Origin of the sequence: Paenibacillus sp. FSL R5-192 (genome assembly GCF_000517845.1) — a bacterium.
Lineage (GTDB): Bacteria > Bacillota > Bacilli > Paenibacillales > Paenibacillaceae > Paenibacillus > Paenibacillus amylolyticus.
The window spans coordinates 159,605-175,920 of the sequence record NZ_ASPR01000014.1 but is presented as its reverse complement, the minus strand read 5'-3'; the positions used below and the strand labels follow the sequence as shown (position 1 = coordinate 175,920).

The 16,316-nt window shown below is 45.5% G+C and carries 15 protein-coding genes; 1 reads left to right on the top strand and 14 read right to left on the bottom strand.

Annotated elements, in window-relative coordinates:
• Positions 1-464 precede the first annotated feature (464 nt).
• On the top strand, positions 465-1,382 hold the full coding sequence (locus C161_RS09225) for a serine hydrolase domain-containing protein (protein ID WP_036669832.1): 918 nt from the start codon (positions 465-467) through the stop codon (positions 1,380-1,382).
• A 99-nt stretch (positions 1,383-1,481) separates the two neighbouring features.
• Here the strand turns inward: C161_RS09225 and C161_RS09220 are convergent, their stop codons facing one another.
• From C161_RS09220 to C161_RS09155, 14 genes are all read right to left on the bottom strand, one after another.
• Positions 1,482-1,736 (bottom strand): AbrB/MazE/SpoVT family DNA-binding domain-containing protein, encoded by a 255-nt coding sequence (locus tag C161_RS09220; protein ID WP_036610032.1) that lies wholly within the window; start codon positions 1,734-1,736, stop codon positions 1,482-1,484.
• A 167-nt stretch (positions 1,737-1,903) separates the two neighbouring features.
• On the bottom strand, positions 1,904-2,371 hold the full coding sequence (gene trmL, locus C161_RS09215) for a tRNA (uridine(34)/cytosine(34)/5-carboxymethylaminomethyluridine(34)-2'-O)-methyltransferase TrmL (RefSeq protein WP_017689589.1): 468 nt from the start codon (positions 2,369-2,371) through the stop codon (positions 1,904-1,906).
• A gap of 97 nt (positions 2,372-2,468) precedes the next feature.
• The gene (gene serC, locus C161_RS09210; RefSeq protein ID WP_036669831.1) at positions 2,469-3,557 is read right to left on the bottom strand and encodes a 3-phosphoserine/phosphohydroxythreonine transaminase; all 1,089 of its coding nucleotides are present in this window, start codon (positions 3,555-3,557) and stop codon (positions 2,469-2,471) included.
• Between the two features lie 397 nt (positions 3,558-3,954).
• Positions 3,955-5,379 carry a type I glutamate--ammonia ligase gene (gene glnA / locus C161_RS09205; protein WP_036669830.1) on the bottom strand — a complete coding sequence of 475 codons (1,425 nt, stop codon included), beginning with the start codon at positions 5,377-5,379 and terminating at the stop codon, positions 3,955-3,957.
• Positions 5,380-5,792: 413 nt separating this feature from the next.
• The gene (gene aroF / locus C161_RS09200; RefSeq protein WP_036610039.1) at positions 5,793-6,857 is read right to left on the bottom strand and encodes a 3-deoxy-7-phosphoheptulonate synthase; all 1,065 of its coding nucleotides are present in this window, start codon (positions 6,855-6,857) and stop codon (positions 5,793-5,795) included.
• 285 nt (positions 6,858-7,142) lie between these two features.
• Complete coding sequence (locus C161_RS09195) at positions 7,143-8,096, bottom strand: 4-hydroxy-3-methylbut-2-enyl diphosphate reductase (protein WP_036669829.1); 954 nt, start codon at positions 8,094-8,096, stop codon at positions 7,143-7,145.
• Between the two features lie 67 nt (positions 8,097-8,163).
• Positions 8,164-9,624, bottom strand: a complete 1,461-nt coding sequence (locus tag C161_RS09190) for a sensor histidine kinase (RefSeq protein ID WP_036669828.1) — start codon at positions 9,622-9,624, stop codon at positions 8,164-8,166.
• A 1-nt stretch (position 9,625) separates the two neighbouring features.
• Positions 9,626-10,315 carry a response regulator transcription factor gene (locus C161_RS09185; RefSeq protein ID WP_036610048.1) on the bottom strand — a complete coding sequence of 230 codons (690 nt, stop codon included), beginning with the start codon at positions 10,313-10,315 and terminating at the stop codon, positions 9,626-9,628.
• 175 nt (positions 10,316-10,490) lie between these two features.
• Positions 10,491-12,155, bottom strand: coding sequence for a S1C family serine protease (locus C161_RS09180; protein ID WP_036610051.1), 1,665 nt, complete (start codon positions 12,153-12,155; stop codon positions 10,491-10,493).
• Positions 12,156-12,303: 148 nt separating this feature from the next.
• Positions 12,304-12,966, bottom strand: a complete 663-nt coding sequence (locus tag C161_RS09175; RefSeq protein ID WP_017689597.1) for a response regulator — start codon at positions 12,964-12,966, stop codon at positions 12,304-12,306.
• 18 nt (positions 12,967-12,984) lie between these two features.
• Positions 12,985-14,010, bottom strand: a complete 1,026-nt coding sequence (locus C161_RS09170) for a HAMP domain-containing sensor histidine kinase (RefSeq protein ID WP_036669825.1) — start codon at positions 14,008-14,010, stop codon at positions 12,985-12,987.
• A gap of 3 nt (positions 14,011-14,013) precedes the next feature.
• Entirely contained in the window at positions 14,014-15,042 is a 1,029-nt protein-coding gene (gene liaF, locus C161_RS09165; RefSeq protein WP_036669822.1) for a cell wall-active antibiotics response protein LiaF, read from the bottom strand.
• A 197-nt stretch (positions 15,043-15,239) separates the two neighbouring features.
• On the bottom strand, positions 15,240-15,449 hold the full coding sequence (locus C161_RS09160; RefSeq protein WP_036669818.1) for a hypothetical protein: 210 nt from the start codon (positions 15,447-15,449) through the stop codon (positions 15,240-15,242).
• A gap of 112 nt (positions 15,450-15,561) precedes the next feature.
• Entirely contained in the window at positions 15,562-16,101 is a 540-nt protein-coding gene (locus C161_RS09155) for a 3D domain-containing protein (protein WP_156946116.1), read from the bottom strand.
• Positions 16,102-16,316 lie beyond the last annotated feature (215 nt).

The window sequence follows — 16,316 nt, the reverse complement described above, 5'->3', positions numbered from 1 at the left end:
CCCTCTCATCATCGCCTGCTGTCTTTACTCATTCGTTTCTCTGGCGTTGGATTGCAGGCTGTTGTAGATTCCCTTGTATTACGATGGGTTATCGAAACGATTTTCTCGAATCGTTTCAAAACATAGCCAACGTTGATTCACATGGAGTTCATTACAACACTTTTAATGTGGAAGCGATTTCTTCGAATCGTTTCGAATAAATCATAAGCCCGATGAGTAAATCCTGTCAATAACCTTTTTACAAATTTCGCGTTTTTTTCTCGAAAAAATGCTCTTTTAAGTCTAAATTTGCGTCCAAAGACACTATTATTACGAAAAAATGAAAATTTAGTAAGTACTATTACAACTTTAATTGACACCAAACCAGGTTTATACTAACATGGGTTCTGATTTTGCATTCGAATTACGGAAACGTTTCACCAACCGATTTTACTCAGGTTTCACCTGATATTAGGGAGGTTAATATGTCTGAGCAACTCAAAGGTTTCATTCATACGATTACGGAGCAACAATTGAACGTTTTTTCCATTCGCATATTACAAAAAGGGCATCTGCTTGCCCATTGGGACCGGGATAAGGATCAGCGCAGAGTACAACATTCCATCAGTAAATCCTTCACGTGTATGGCCGTTGGTCTTGCGCTTGAAGAAGGTCTGATACATCTGGATGCGACACTTGGTGATTATTTCTCTTATGATCATGTCCCGACTGCACAGCGCAATCTCCCATCGCCGCAGGAATTGAAACTAAGTGATCTTCTCCGAATGTCTTCGGGTCATGACTCTCCCCCTCTTTGGGCTGATGAGCGAGCTTCATTGACTGAAAAGGACTGGGCGAAATATTATATGTCTCTGCCTCTGGACCGGGTACCTGGAGAACAATTTACATATAGCAGCGGGGATACATTTATGATCTCAGCCATGCTACAGGCTGCTACCGGCCAAACCGTGAAAGATTACCTGACTCCACGGTTATTTGATCCGCTTGGCATCCATGATGTAGAGTGGGAAACCTCTCCACTCGGCGTAACGCTTGGCTGTGCAGGTCTTTGGATAAGCAATGAGGAACTGAGTCGATTTGGACAGTTACTGTTGCAGGAGGGCTTTTGGGAAGGCAGACAGCTTGTACCTGCGGATTGGATTCGACAGGCTACGTCCCAGCAGATCGAAACGACTGGAGACGGAGATTGGGGAAAAGGTTACGGGTATCAGTTCTGGATGTGTTCTCATGACGCTTACCGCGCCGATGGTGCCTATGGTCAGTTGTGTATCATAATTCCCTCAAAGGAAGCTGTCATATGTATTAATAGTGAGGAAGAAAATATGCAAGGCATCCTGAATGCCGTGTGGAATGAGGTTTTACCCCTTTACACCCAGCGTTAGTCTACGTATTTTATCTTTTTTTCAAATTGCAATTATGCCATTCAATTGAGAATATAAAAAAAAACGCCACGGGGTCAATGGACCCCATGACGTTATTTCTTATCCGTGTTGTGGAAGCTGAGTCATTTCATCTAAACATTGTGCGCATATGTAACGCTCTTTGAACTCGTTGACTTCCTCGATGGATCCGCAGAAAATACATTTTGGACGATATCTCTCCAAGATAATATGGTCCCCTTGTACTAAGATTTCTACAGGATCTCCCTCATTCATTTGATACCTTTTACGCAAAGATTTAGGCAATACGATCCTACCTAATTGGTCAACTTTGCGAACTACTCCAGCTGGCTTCATAGCTACGGCACACCTCTCCTATCTTACTCTAAATTTCTAGGTACATTTGTACTATGTTTATAGATTCGCCAAGATTTTGTCGAATCCTGCTGGAAATAAACATTTTTTGTCCTTTTTTTTGAAAAATGTTTTTTTTCCGAATTCTAGCCGTCATTTATAACCAAATTTTATCCTTCTAACCCCGGGAAATTGAGCTGGCGTAACGCTTCATATACAATAATTGCTGCCGAATTGGACAGATTTAATGATCTAACGTCACCAGTCATTGGCATTTTCATGCATGTATCGGGATTCGCAGCAATTAATTCAGGTGGCAGGCCTTTAGTCTCTTTACCAAAAACGAGGAAATCCCCATCCTGAAAATTAAAATCACTATATCGGTTCTTGGCCTTCGTAGTTGCATAGAAGAAACGACCTTCCGGATATTTTTCCTGAACCTCAGCAAATGAGTCGTGGTATTCAATATGGACAGCATGCCAGTAATCCAGCCCTGCACGTTTCAATGTAGCATCATCTGTTCGAAATCCAAGTGGACGTACGAGATGCAGATGGGTACCGGTTGCCGCACAAGTACGCGAAATATTGCCTGTGTTCGCCGGAATTTCTGGTTCAACCAGAACGATGTGTAAAGCCATATGTGTTCAATCTCCTTTTCATTTCATGTTGACGACAACCCTCTAATCTTAAAGAAAAGCCCTCCACACGTCAATGTGGAAGGCTCCCTATACTTAATTATCCATTTGTCTTCTGGAAGTGACTCATGAAGTCTGTCAGTGCCTTAACACTCTCATAAGGAGCAGCATTATAAATGGAGGCACGGAGACCACCCACACTGCGATGTCCTTTCAAACCTACAAATCCTTCTTCCTCCGAAGCCTTGATGAACTTTTTCTCCAATTCTTCAGAAGCAAGACGGAAGGTTACATTCATGAGGGAACGATCTTCTTGTTCCACACAACCACGGTAGAAATCACCGGAACCATCAATTGTGTTATAGAGCAATTCCGCTTTTTTCGTATTTTTTTGCTCAATACCAGCCAGTCCGCCCTGTTCTTCAATCCATTTCAATACTTCATTCACCATATATACTGAGAAGGATGGTGGCGTATTGTACAGGGAATTGTTATCTACATGTGTGCTGTAACGAAGCATGGTTGGAATCGTTTTAGGCGATTCGCTCACCAGTTCCTCACGAGCAATTACAACCGTAATTCCGGATGGACCCAGGTTCTTCTGTGCACCTGCGTAGATCATGCCGAACTGATTAAGATCAAATGGTTTACAGAAAATATCACTCGACATGTCCGCAATCAGAGGTACTGAACCGGTATCCGGGAACGACTTGAATTGCGTACCTTCAATCGTTTCGTTGGACGTCAGATGTACATAAGCCGTACGTTCCGGCAAACTCAGATTCGAAACATCCGGCAATTTCATAAATTTCTCTGCTTCTGAAGATGCAGCAACATCTGTCTCGCCGATCAACTTCGCCTCAGACAGAGCCTTTTTCGCCCAGCTGCCAGTCATCACGTAACTTGCAGTCTGCCCTGCACCGAGCAGGTTCATTGGCAACATCGCGAACTGAGTGCTTGCACCGCCCTGCAGAAAGAGGACCTTGTATCCTTTTGGATTGCCTAGAAGCGACAACAACCGCTCCTGAGCTTCATTATGTACAGACTCATACACCGCTCCACGGTGAGACATCTCCATAATCGACATGCCTGTATTACGAAAATCTACAAATTCCGCCTGTGCACGCTCCAGTACCTCAAGTGGTAACGCCGCAGGTCCTGCATTAAAGTTATACGCTCTTTTTGTCACAAAATCCCCCGCCCTTTCCATCCGTAACTCTGACATACAAACAGCATTTTGCACAATTCGATTAGAATCGCTCACGGGTATAAGAGTTGGACAGGAAGAAGCATCCTGATCCAACCAACGTATAGACAAATTGAAACATTTTGATCTATATCTTACTTATTGAAAGTCGCTCTATGGATTTGTGCAAAATGCACTCAAAGTAAATATTATCGCTATGATATCAGTATTCTCTATCTGCTTCAAGGGCAATATGCACTGAAGTGTTGAATTCAGGTAATCAAATTCCTTTATCACCCTGCAAAGTTAAAGCACTACATTGTTTAATTCAAGGAAAAGCCTCCGAGAGCGTGTCCCGGAGGCTTTAAGTTGGAACAAGAACTGTTCCGACCCCGACCAATTAGCAGTCGAAGTAGAGGCTGTACTCGTGCGGATGAATGCGGATCGCTACTGCTTTCGCTTCATCACGTTTGAGGTTGATGTAGTTATCAAGGAAGTCTTTCGTGAATACGCCGCCTTCAGTCAAGAACTCGTTGTCAGCTGCCAGAGCATCAAGTGCTTCTTCCAGGGAAGCTGGCACACTGCGGATGTTTTCTTTGTCTGCATCAGACAGGTCGTAGATGTTTTTGTCGAGCGGACCATATCCAAGCTCAGTTGGGTTAATTTTGCGTTTGATTCCATCCAGACCCGCCATCAGCATTGCAGAGAATGCCAAGTATGGGTTAGCTGTGGAGTCTGGTGTACGGAACTCGATACGACAACCTTTTGGTGTCACAGCTGCAACCGGAATACGAACTGCTGCGGAACGGTTACCTTTGGAGTAGACCAAGTTAACTGGTGCTTCGTAACCAGGTACAAGACGTTTGAATGAGTTTGTACTAGGGTTAGTCAAAGCGATCAGTGCCGGAGCATGGTACAGAATACCTCCGATGTAGTGCAGAGCCATTTCACTCAGGTTAGCATATCCCGCTTTGTCATAGAACAATGGGGAATCGCCATCAAAGATGGATTGGTGAACGTGCATTCCGCTACCATTATCACCGAACAATGGTTTTGGCATGAATGTTGCTACTTTGCCATATTGACGTGCAGTGTTGTGCACGATGTATTTGTATGCAAGCAGGTTATCTGCTGTTTTCTTCAGTGTATCAAAACGGAAGTTGATTTCGGCTTGACCCGCTGTCGCCACTTCATGGTGATGACGCTCGATTGACAGGCCAGCTTCTTCCAAAAGGCGACACATTTCGCTACGAATATCTTGTTGTGTATCCACTGGTGCTACTGGAACATATCCGCCTTTAGTACGAACTTTGAAGCCCAGGTTTCCGCCTTCTTCCTGACGGTTGGTATTCCAAGAAGCTTCTTCTGAATCTACGAAGTAGGAAGAGCTGTTCGTGCCGCTCTCATAACGAACATCGTCGAAGATGAAGAACTCGGATTCAGGTGCGAAGAATGCTGTTGTACCTACGCCGCTTTCTTGCAGGAAAGCTTCTGCTTTAACAGCGATACTACGTGGGTCACGCTCATAACGCTCGCCATCCGGAGTGAAGATATCACACATAACATTCAATGTAGGGTGTGCAGTGAACGGATCGACATAAGTCGCTTCAGGGTCTGGCATCATAACCATATCGGACTCTTCAATTCCGCGGAAACCTTGGATAGAAGAACCGTCAAAAGCTACTCCATTTACGAACGTGTCTGCATCCACAGCCGAAGCTGGCAACGAGATGTGATGTGCACGACCAGCTAAATCTACAAAACGAAAATCTACCCACTCGATGTTGTTCTCTTGAATTGATTTCAATACGTTTTCAACCGACATGTATTCGTCCTCCCAAATATTCCGAACATTAAACAACCCCACTAAGAAAATGTCTAAATTCGAATTTTTTTCTGTCGTCATTATAAATTTTAAAACATGACATCGTCAATACTTATGTAAGGTATTTTTTGAAGGGATGTTAGATATACTCACACTTTATAAATAACATAAATTCATATAACAACTAGTTTTATATACATTTAACTGGTTTAATGCGGTAAAGCGACCCCTATTTTAACCTAAATCATGGGAAAAACTTCACATCATAAATGTTTCTTATCACTATTGATTAATAAATACGTTCAAAACTGCAAAATATGCAAAAAACCGAGCATCTATCTGATTCCGTTGCAATGAACGAGATCAAAGGAGATGCCCGGATGATGATCCAGACCTTGACTATGAAATTCTTATTACACGCCTACACGTGCCGGGAAAAATTCTGCCGGTTGTTTGGCTGTGCTGAATGATTTACCCACGATTGGTGCCAATTTCTCCAGATCCTGCAGCAGGTTAGCGAATTGGTCAGGGAACAAGGATTGCACACCATCTCCTGTCATGGAGTTATCCGGATCGGTATGCATTTCAATGATCAGGCCATTGGCACCCGCAGCAACGGAAGCTTTTGTCATCGGTTCCACCAGTTCACGTCGTCCAGTACCATGGCTCGGGTCAGAAATAACCGGCAAATGGCTCAGAGACTGCAGAACAGGGATCGCTGACAGATCCAACGTATTCCGTGTGTAGGATTCAAACGTACGAATACCACGTTCACACAGCATAACATTTGGGTTACCACCCGCAAGAATGTATTCAGCCGCATTCAACAATTCATCGTATGTCGCACTGAAACCACGTTTCAACAATACGGGTTTACCACACTCGCCCAATTTGCGGAGCAGGTCAAAGTTCTGCATGTTACGTGTACCTACTTGCAGAATATCTGCGTACTCGGCGCAAATATCCACATACTCAGGTGTCATGACTTCAGTAATGGTCAGCAGGTCATGTTTCTTGCCTGCTTCCGCCATCATGATCAATCCCTCTACGCCCGTTCCCTGGAAGCTGTAAGGACCCGTACGAGGCTTAAATGCTCCCCCACGTAACACTTGCCCACCAGCAGCTTTCACAAGCCCGGCAATCTCATCAATCTGTGCAGCGGATTCAACCGCACATGGTCCGCCCATGACAACAAGTTCTTTTCCGCCGATATCTACACCTTTGATGGAGATCACCGTATCTTCCGGATGGAAGTCACGACTTGCCAATTTGTAAGACTTCGAGATTTTAACGACATTCTCGACACCTTTCATTTGGCGAAGATGCTCTTGCATTTTAGGTTCAACTTTACCAATCAAACCAATGATAGTACGATCCTCTCCGCGAGAGATATGCACCTGAAGCCCTTCTTTTTCAATAACTGCAACGATATCCTGAATCTGTTCCTCCGGTGTAGCTTTGCCTGCAATAACGATCATATTAATTCCCATCCTTCCTTGTATGAGAGCACAATCATTTCTTAATGTGCGTCTGATTAAATTTAAAAATTCTGTCGCGCTTAAACGCTTGTTCGCTTTTAAGCTTTTATCCGTTAAAGTGAATATACCATAGTTATCTGATTGCGTCAAGGTACACACTCCTTATCCATATACAAAAAAAGAATCCTGCTCCACAGGCTCCGACATTCGGATCTGCATAACAGGATTCTTCTCATTCACATCTCGTTTTTAATTCACATACAGTTAGACTTACTTTTACATTTCCTAAGGTGTACGTGTTTTTTCTCTAACTGGAGGCAACAGTTTGCTCATGTTCACGGTACGTTTGATCTCCCACGTCTCCGGCTTGTCATGTTCATACTGTTCCAGGTAAAGGATGACTTCTTTCGTGATCGGCGTTGGTGTTGATGCACCCGAAGTAACCGCCACCTTATTTACACCTTTCAGCCATTCTTGCTGAATCTCGGAAACATCAGATACACGGTAGGCCGTAACACCCGCAATCTCCTCCGACACTTGTGCCAGACGGTTAGAGTTATTGCTGCGAGGATCACCCACCACGATAACCAGGTCCGATTGACCTGCCTGTTCCGCTACAGCTTCCTGACGAACCTGAGTTGCAAGGCAAATCTCATTATGAATCTCTGCGCCCGGAAACTTCTCCAGCAGACGGCTCATAATGTGTTTAATATCCCACTGGCTCATCGTTGTCTGATTCGTAATAAGGATTTTGCCTGGAGATACGTTCAGTTCTTCGATCTCTTCTTCCTTCTCGATCAGATGAACGAGATCTGGTGCAACACCAACGGCACCTTCTGGTTCAGGGTGATTCTTTTTGCCGATATAGATGATCTGATAACCCTCTGCCGTCTTCTCCCGAATGAGATCATGTGTCTTGGTGACATCAGGGCATGTTGCATCCACTGTTGTCAATCCTTTGTCCCGTGCCAACTTGCGCACTTCAGGAGATACACCATGAGCTGTGAAAATAATCGTGCCACTCTCCACTTGGCTCAAAATATCCATCCGGTTCGGACCATCCAATGTAATAATACCTTCATCTTCAAAGGAATCCGTCACATGTTGGTTATGCACAATCATACCCAATATATAAATAGGTCGTGGTAAATCCAGATTGCGTGCCGCTTGACGCGCGAGCACCATCGCATCCACAACGCCGTAACAATATCCCCGCGGCGAAATTCGTAGTACTTCCACTTGGTTGCCACCCGCTTTCTTTCTCGGCAACGTTGCCGATGTAATTGCAGTCCTGTCTATTATACCTTTATTCGATAGGCGGAGCAAAGACAACCGGCAACCAGATAATAAAGGTGGTTCCTTCTCCACGTCTGGTCACAACCTCAACCGATCCGTGGTGTTCTTCAATAATCCACTTCGCAATCGAAAGTCCCAGACCGATCCCCGGTGTCGCCCCACGGGATTCATCCGCCCGATAGAAACGATCAAAGATGAACGGCACTTCGTCCCGATCCATCCCAATACCAGTGTCGCTGATGCGTAGTCCTACCTGACCTTTGTATAATACGGCATCCAGCGTCACAGAGCCTTCAGGTGTGTATTTAAACGCATTTTCGATGAAAATAAACAACATCTGTTGCAGATAGTCCTTGCTACCGTTCACATAAATACCATTAAGGATGGAAAAATCTCCTGGAAGCCAGTCTGCCTGACGATCCAGAAATTGTGCTCTACGTGCCACTTCCTGTACGAGAATTTGCAGCGGGGTCGGATTCAGTTCAATTTTCTGACCCGTATCCGCTCTCGCCAGCGATAACATGTCGCTGATCAGCCTGCTCATACGTTTTCCCTCGTCCGCCATATCTTCAATGGCTTCCAGCGACATTTGTTTGACAGTCTCCTCATCCAGATTCGGTCGGTCGGTCCCCTCCTGATCCCACAGCTTCTTCAGGAAGTCTACGTTCCCGCGTATGGTGGTCAGCGGCGTACGCAGTTCATGCGATGCATCGGATACAAAGCGGCGCTGGGCAGCATTCGTCTCCTCCAAACCGCGGAATGACAATTCTGTACGTTCAAGCATATTATTCACCGTTTCAATCAGACGCCCGATCTCATCCTTCGGCCCGGCATATTGAATACGTACACTTAAGTCATCTCCAGATTGAATCTGATTGGCGGCATCAATGACAGTCACGAGCGGACGCATCGACTTGCGGGCCAAGACGAGACCTGAGGTAATAGCCAATGCCATCGCTACCAGCCAGCCAAAAACCAAAATATTAAGCAACGCTTCCAGCAAGCGCTCCTGTGAACTTACATTCGCACCAACCTGAAGAATCCCACGTACTTCATTGGTTCCCTGAAGAGAAAGGGGAAGCTGATTCACCAGAAACGGTGTACCATCCACATAGATCTTGGATATGCCTCGCTCTTTAAGTATCTCATTGGCTTTTAATACCGGAAATTGAATCTGCAGTTTCTCCATATTACCCGAGATTCTGCCTGAGCGACTCTGATAATCCCAGAGTTGAATATAAATTTGTGCCTCCTGAAGCTGGCTCTCTGTAAATGGGTCCAGATCCAACGACTGCGAAAGAGGATTTACACCAATTTGATCCGTAATCCGGGCACTTTTCACCTTTAATTGCTGTTCGACTTCCTGATAGGAATTAAAATAAACAAAGGCATAGATGACAACGCCCCAAAAAATAAGCACGGCGGCCAGAATACCAGAATACCATGCGGTTAGTCTTAACCGAATGGACATGTCAGGAGTCACCTCTCAGAATATAACCGGCTCCCCGGATGGTCTGGATTAGACGTTTGCCACCGTATTCTTCAGTCTTCTGTCTGAGCATGGCAATGTATACTTCAAGCACGTTAGACTCACCGCTGTAATCATAACCCCAGATTTTATCCATAATCAGATCACGGGACAGTACCCGTCTTGGATTTTGCATGAACAGATTCAACAGTTCAAATTCTTTGGCAGTCAGCTCCAGACGCTGCCCATCTCGCAATACTTCACGTGAGTCATTGTCCAAAATGATATCTTCATACATTAAGCGGTTGTCCGGCGTACCCGCACTATCTGACTTGCGGCGCAGCAATGCACGGACACGTGCCAATAATTCTTCCAGCGCAAAAGGTTTTACAAGGTAGTCATCGGCTCCTGTGTCCAGTCCGGTCACCCGGCTCTGTACTTCATCCTTGGCCGTAAGCATCAGCACAGGCACTTTGCTGCCTGCTTCTCTCAATCTGCGACATACCTCAAATCCGTCAATCTGCGGCATCATCACATCCAGCACAACGATGTCCGGCTCCTTGTCCATCAGTTTGCTGAGGCCTTCGGCTCCATTGGAAGCCGTCTGTACCTCATATCCTTCAAAAGCCAGCCCCCGGCGGAGCATGGATACAATTTTTTCGTCATCATCCACAATCAAAATAGTTGAGCGCATGGTGGTCTTTCTCCTTTATCCTAACGTTTTATCCCATTGTAACAGGCAGAAGCACAATCTGCATCTTCAAGTAGGCGTCTCCAATCCGTCCTGGTCCATTGTAACCCTGCTTCATCAGGGCAAAAAAACGGAAGGGCCTTCAAACCCTTCCGTTGTGTTAATCCTTGCCCGATATTTATGGTTGCTGCTGTTGTGTATCTGTTGTTTGTGAAGTATCAAAATCATTTTTGTTACCGATTTTGATTTTCAAATCCATCTTCTTACCATCACGCACCACGTTCAGTGTAACTTCACTACCGATTTCCTGTTTCTTGATAAAATCAATCAGATCTTGACTTGTCGCGTACGGCGTACCATTGGCACCTGTGATGATGTCATATGCACGAAGATCTGCTTGGTAAGCCGGTGATTGGAAGATCGTGCTGGCTACAACTGAACCTTCGGTAACGTCTGTTCCCATTTGTTTAGCAACTTCAGGCGTGAGAGCCATCAGAGACGCACCGATAAAGGGTACTGGCTCTTTGGGAACTTCTTTGTTCTCTTTAAGATATTTAACGGCTTCAGAGATGACGCTCGACGGGATTGCAAAACCAATTCCCTGTGCATCTGCGCTTACTGCAACGTTCATTCCGATAACTTCCCCATTCAGGTTAAGCAACGGACCACCGGAGTTACCCGGATTAATCGAAGCATCTGTTTGCAACAAATGGCTGTACTCACGTGTTTTTCCTGTTTCTTCATCTGGAATGCTGATCGTACGTTCTTTGGCACTCAGTACACCTGCTGTAACCGTGTGTTCGAATCCTTCAGGGTTACCAATAGCTACAAGCCATTCACCGACTTGAGTACTGTTGGAATCACCCAGTGGAGCTACAGGGAACGCATCGTCACCACTGTTTTTCTCAATTTTCAATACAGCCAAATCCAGATCAAAGCTGCTTCCCAGCAATTTAGCCTCATAAGGCTTGCTGTTGTTCTCCAGGGTTACCTGGATTACATCTGCACCCTGAACAACGTGTTGGTTCGTCAGGATATATCCTTCTTTGTCAAAAATGAACCCGGAACCAATGCCCATAGGCACAAGCTGATTACCGCTTTGTGGTTGCTGGCTTTGGCCTTGATTGCCTTCCGTTCCGCCCCCATTACCAAAGAAGTATTGGTACAGCGGATCACTTGTATTTGATCCACCCTGACCCAATCCTGTACGTGAGGACTGCTTCGCGAGTGTTTCGATTTTGACGACAGCCGGACTTGTACTTGTTACTACGGAAGACACATCTTCTTTGCCTGTTGGCAGTAACGACGCTGTGACATTGTTGCCTCCGCCTGTGTTTGTAGACGCTTCCTGTCCTGAACTTTGATTGTCTGTGTTCGTAAGTGCCGTCTCCGGTGTGAACATGTTTGTTCTATCAGCTGTGTACATGAGAACGGTGATGACCAGCATCCCGGCAATAAAGGAAAATAGAAGTGATCTTACGGAAGAACGTGGCTTGCGGTTATTATAGTTCCAGTTGCCTTTGCCGCCATTCCCTTGATCTCCACCGTTACCTGAGCCGTTTCCGCCGCCTGCTGATGATCTTTTCGCTTGTTCGGATGGTTCACTATTATAGTAAGTAGGTACGGGTCTCACCGGATCAGGTTTTGTAATCTCTACATTTCCTTCTTCACGCTGATTAGTGCTTCCCATGTGATTTGCTGTATCTTCCTGATTCACGGACTGAAAAGGTCCATAAGAATAATAATAGGAGGATTCGTCCGTTCCGGAAGAATTGCGATTCTCCGTTTGTTTGGTTTCGTTTTCCTCGTCTTGACGGTTCGATCTATAGTTGCGTTCATCCATGCCTCTCTACCTCCCAATCTCTTATTCCCAAGAGATATTCTTTAACTGTCCTTATTTTGTACTTTAAACCTTAACCGTACCTTAAAAACAATTAAAAAGGAGATAAAAGCACATAAGAATAGACTCTTTTCCCCGTCACGACAGCATTTTACCCTTTCGTTTTCACCCATCCCTGACGATGAGCATAGATGGCCAACTGTGTACGATCGTCCATCTCACATTTCATCAGCAGGTTACTTACATGTGTTTTGACGGTTTTGATACTGATATGTAATTCTTCTCCAATGTCTTTGTTGGTCTTTCCCTCTGCAATAAGCAGCAGCACTTCCTTCTCCCGTTCAGTCAGACCCGATTCACTCTCTCTCGCTGTACGTTGTCTGATTCCCCGGGTTAACGCCTGCGAAACATCACCTGTCATAACAGGCATGCCTCTATATGCCCCTTGCAGAGCATAGATCAGTTCTTCAGCAGAGACTGTCTTCAGTACATAACTTACCGCACCCGCTTCAATCGCTTGCACAACCAGATCATCCTCCAGGAAACTGGTGAGCATCACAATTTTCATCCCTGGAAATTCAGTCATGATGGCTTTTGTTGCTTCAGCGCCATTCATTACAGGCATCATCAGATCCATTAGAATCAGGTCCGGCATTTCACTATCATTTAACTTACGTAACTGATCAAGCGCATCCTGCCCGTGGCCCGCTTCTCCCATCACATGAAAAGTAGGTTCCAGCATCAGATATGTTTTCAACCCCATGCGCACCATATCATGGTCATCCACAATCATCACGTTTACTTTACCACTCATTGCGTCTCCCCCTCTGGTTCACTCAGGAACGTTCGGGAATTTCGGGATCAATACCCGTACCGTCGTTCCCGCTCCCGGTTTCGATATAATCTGAACTTGCCCCCCAAGCTTCTCCGCCCGTTCACGCATGGTAGATAACCCGTATGAACCCGGACGCTCCGCTTGCTGTAAAAATCCCTGACCATCATCGCTGATGCTCATGCTGATCTGATGTTCACTCTCCCGTATGGACAGACTAACCACTCCAGCCTCTGCATGCTTCACGACATTGGCAACTGCCTCCTGAATAACAAGAAACAGCTGGTGCTCAATGGCATCCGAGATTCCGCCATCCAGTTCCAGCTCTTTCACACCTTTAAGACCATTCTGCCTGCAATAATCAGGAAACCAACTATCCAGTGCTGCGGTGAGGTCACGCCCTTCCAGCTCCACCGGTCGAAGTTGGGCAATCAGTCCTCGCATCTGACGCTGTGCAATATGTGACATCTGTATTAACTGGTCCAGTACTTTACCGCCATGTTCCGGATTCATCTCCAGCAGTCGCGGTAAGGACGAAGCCGACATATGCATGGCAAACAGCTGCTGGCTAACCGTGTCATGGAGGTCCCTTGCCATTCGTTTGCGCTCTTCAAGCACAGCCCGCTCCGAGGCTTGCTCCTTCTCAATGACTTCCTGCTCACCGAGGCGCTGAAGCAGTCTCATCTTTTTCTCAATCGAATCCATCATGACATTGAACTCCTGATAGACACGACCAAACGAAGCGTCATCCGCTTCAGGCATGCGCACCGCCAGATTACCCTTGGATACTTTCAACATGTTGAGATCAAGCAGGTCGATCTTGCGTTGGAGTCGTAATGCAGCGATATATCCGGTGATAACGGTGGCCAGCACAACAACAGCAACATAGGTCCATGCCCGCTGACGACCAGCCCCCATCAACACCTCTCCATACAATAGATAGAATCCGCCCAGCGTAATCAGACCAGTTAGCGCAAAATACATCATCAGTTCCCATTTATTGGCCTTGAGAATTGTTCGAATCATGCATTAACCCACCTTATTCACTTTGACGTCTCCGATAAACACACTTACAATAATCCGTACTTTTTTGCTTGCTTCATGGTAATGGGCAGTTTCAGCCTGGGCACTACTCAGGAATCCGCCGCGTTTCTGGTTCAACAGTGACATATCTCCAATGAAGGAATTTGTCGTCACCGTCACACCCAGATCCATATCTTCCGGAACAAATACTTTCACATCCCCAATAAATGAAGAAATGACAATCTTCGTCTCCCCATAAGGAATCTGTGCCTTCGTCAAATCAATTACAGTATCTCCGATAAAAGCCGAGATGTTCATTGGTTTCAACGAGAACACTTCCTGCCCCATGTACAGATCACCGATGAACGCCGATTTGTTAATGGTATTGCCACTGCCATAATCCCCATAACCATTTCCGTAGCCATCATCATAATGTTTTCCATATCCGGTATCGTTAGAGTTATAGGATTGATGTTTCTTCTTATATTGATGCCCTTGTGATGATGAATCCGTTGATCCTGTGAAATGAGGGCCATGTGCATCGTTCTTCTGTTCCTGTTTTGGTTTGCCAAAGGTTTTCTCGAACTGTTCGTCAAACGACGATGGCATCTCCAGATCCTCCGGAGCCAACGGTTTATAAGGTTGCTCAGCTGCTGGAGGTGGCTGCATCTTGTCATGATGTTTCCGATCACGACGTCGTGGCCCGATCAGTACGAACAATCCTCCGCCAATCAGCATAACCGGTATCAGATAACGAATGAACTCCCCCATGGAGTAATCAATCCATCCCAGGTTACGGGCAAGAAAGTAACCACCAATTGCCAGTACAATTACCGGTCCTATAAAGGCGTAACCCCCGTTGCGACGAATCTCGGAGATTCCTTTGACCCCCCACCAGATTAGAAATAACGGCCAATATGTTCTGAAAATATATCCTACATCAATGTCATATCCCAATTGTCTGAACAAGATCATCGCACCAATAGCAATAAGAGGTATGCCAACCCACCAGCGGTCACGCGTCGATCGTTTCATCGCTCATGTCTCCTTTGTCTGTATTATGTATCCAGTGTAACTCAGACAAGACAATGAGAACAGCGGCGGCAGGTGGAATTCATCTCGGTCTCGAGACTGAGATCAGAGGATATTAATGTAAAAACTTCGTATATGTAAAACACCCCGGAGCTGCTGCTCCAGGGTGCTGAATCATCATTTGATTAATGAATCTTCAATTATTTTTTGTATTTTGATGCTTTGCCTTGGCCAGTTTGGCCTGTGTTTTCTACACCGAACTCGGCATTGTATTTTTCATCAGGTGTTTGGAAATTATCTTGTACTTTGTTTTGAGCGGATTGCTTCACTTTTGCTGCTGCATTCTCTTCTCCAAACTCTGCATTATACTTCTCGTTTGGCGTTTGGTACCCTTGTGATTTTTTAGCCACAACGAATCACCTCTCTCTTCATATTTACGATGCATTGCTGCACCGCGGGGTTCGTCCCCAGTCAGTATTATGTGAAGAGAGCACTTCAGTTATTCATGTTCAACATGTGAAATTAAATGGCCTTGTCCAACCACGAATCCGGTACAGATTTGTACACATCGATTGCATCGGCCAACTCGCTGAGCATCTTTTCTGTACACTTTCCAGCGCCTTGCCTGATCACCTGTACCTCCACATCTTTTTTGCCCCACTCTTTGTACACTTGCTTGGTTGTCGGGAAATACAGATCGATTTTATGACCTTTGATCGCTGAACCCGTATCTGCAACAATTCCGTAACCATAGCCTGGAATATACAGAATGGAACCCATTGGGAACAATTTTGGATCAGCTGCAATCGTGGAAACTGTTTCTTTATCACGACGTACTTTGACACCAGAATACGTAATTCCGTATTGAGGATGTTTTGGTCCTTTTCCTGTAGACTCCACACCTGCCGTATATCCCGTTGCTGTAACCTTTTGTGTACCCAGGATTTGTTCTGAACGCGGAGCAAGCACAGGCATAGACGGATCTGCCACTTGTTTCTCTGGAAGCTCAGGTCTTGGAATGACCATTGGTTGTGGTGACCACAATAAAGCCATATACACCATGGTCGTCAACTGAGCCTCATCGCTGTATTGATGGCTAACCTGTTCCCGAAATTCTTGATCAGACTTGCTCGAAGTTTCAATAATTGGACCTTCAATGCCGCTGCTCTGACTCTCGACATGCAGTACTGTACTTTCCTCTTCAAATGTATAGGCATCCACCTGATTCAGGTTGATCATCATCCCGGCGAATATTACACAGCCAACCAATAAACCCC

What these genes read in the sequence shown, in the direction of transcription:
- C161_RS09225 (WP_036669832.1), top strand. Translation starts at nt 465, where the DNA reads ATGTCTGAGCAACTCAAAGGTTTCATTCATACGATTACGGAGCAACAA.
- C161_RS09220 (WP_036610032.1), bottom strand. Translation starts at nt 1,736, where the DNA reads ATGAAGCCAGCTGGAGTAGTTCGCAAAGTTGACCAATTAGGTAGGATC.
- trmL (WP_017689589.1), bottom strand. Translation starts at nt 2,371, where the DNA reads ATGGCTTTACACATCGTTCTGGTTGAACCAGAAATTCCGGCGAACACA.
- glnA (WP_036669830.1), bottom strand. Translation starts at nt 5,379, where the DNA reads ATGTCGGTTGAAAACGTATTGAAATCAATTCAAGAGAACAACATCGAG.
- aroF (WP_036610039.1), bottom strand. Translation starts at nt 6,857, where the DNA reads ATGATCGTTATTGCAGGCAAAGCTACACCGGAGGAACAGATTCAGGAT.
- C161_RS09190 (WP_036669828.1), bottom strand. Translation starts at nt 9,624, where the DNA reads ATGTCCATTCGGTTAAGACTAACCGCATGGTATTCTGGTATTCTGGCC.
- C161_RS09185 (WP_036610048.1), bottom strand. Translation starts at nt 10,315, where the DNA reads ATGCGCTCAACTATTTTGATTGTGGATGATGACGAAAAAATTGTATCC.
- C161_RS09180 (WP_036610051.1), bottom strand. Translation starts at nt 12,155, where the DNA reads ATGGATGAACGCAACTATAGATCGAACCGTCAAGACGAGGAAAACGAA.
- C161_RS09175 (WP_017689597.1), bottom strand. Translation starts at nt 12,966, where the DNA reads ATGAGTGGTAAAGTAAACGTGATGATTGTGGATGACCATGATATGGTG.
- C161_RS09170 (WP_036669825.1), bottom strand. Translation starts at nt 14,010, where the DNA reads ATGATTCGAACAATTCTCAAGGCCAATAAATGGGAACTGATGATGTAT.
- liaF (WP_036669822.1), bottom strand. Translation starts at nt 15,042, where the DNA reads ATGAAACGATCGACGCGTGACCGCTGGTGGGTTGGCATACCTCTTATT.
- C161_RS09155 (WP_156946116.1), bottom strand. Translation starts at nt 16,101, where the DNA reads ATGGTGTATATGGCTTTATTGTGGTCACCACAACCAATGGTCATTCCA.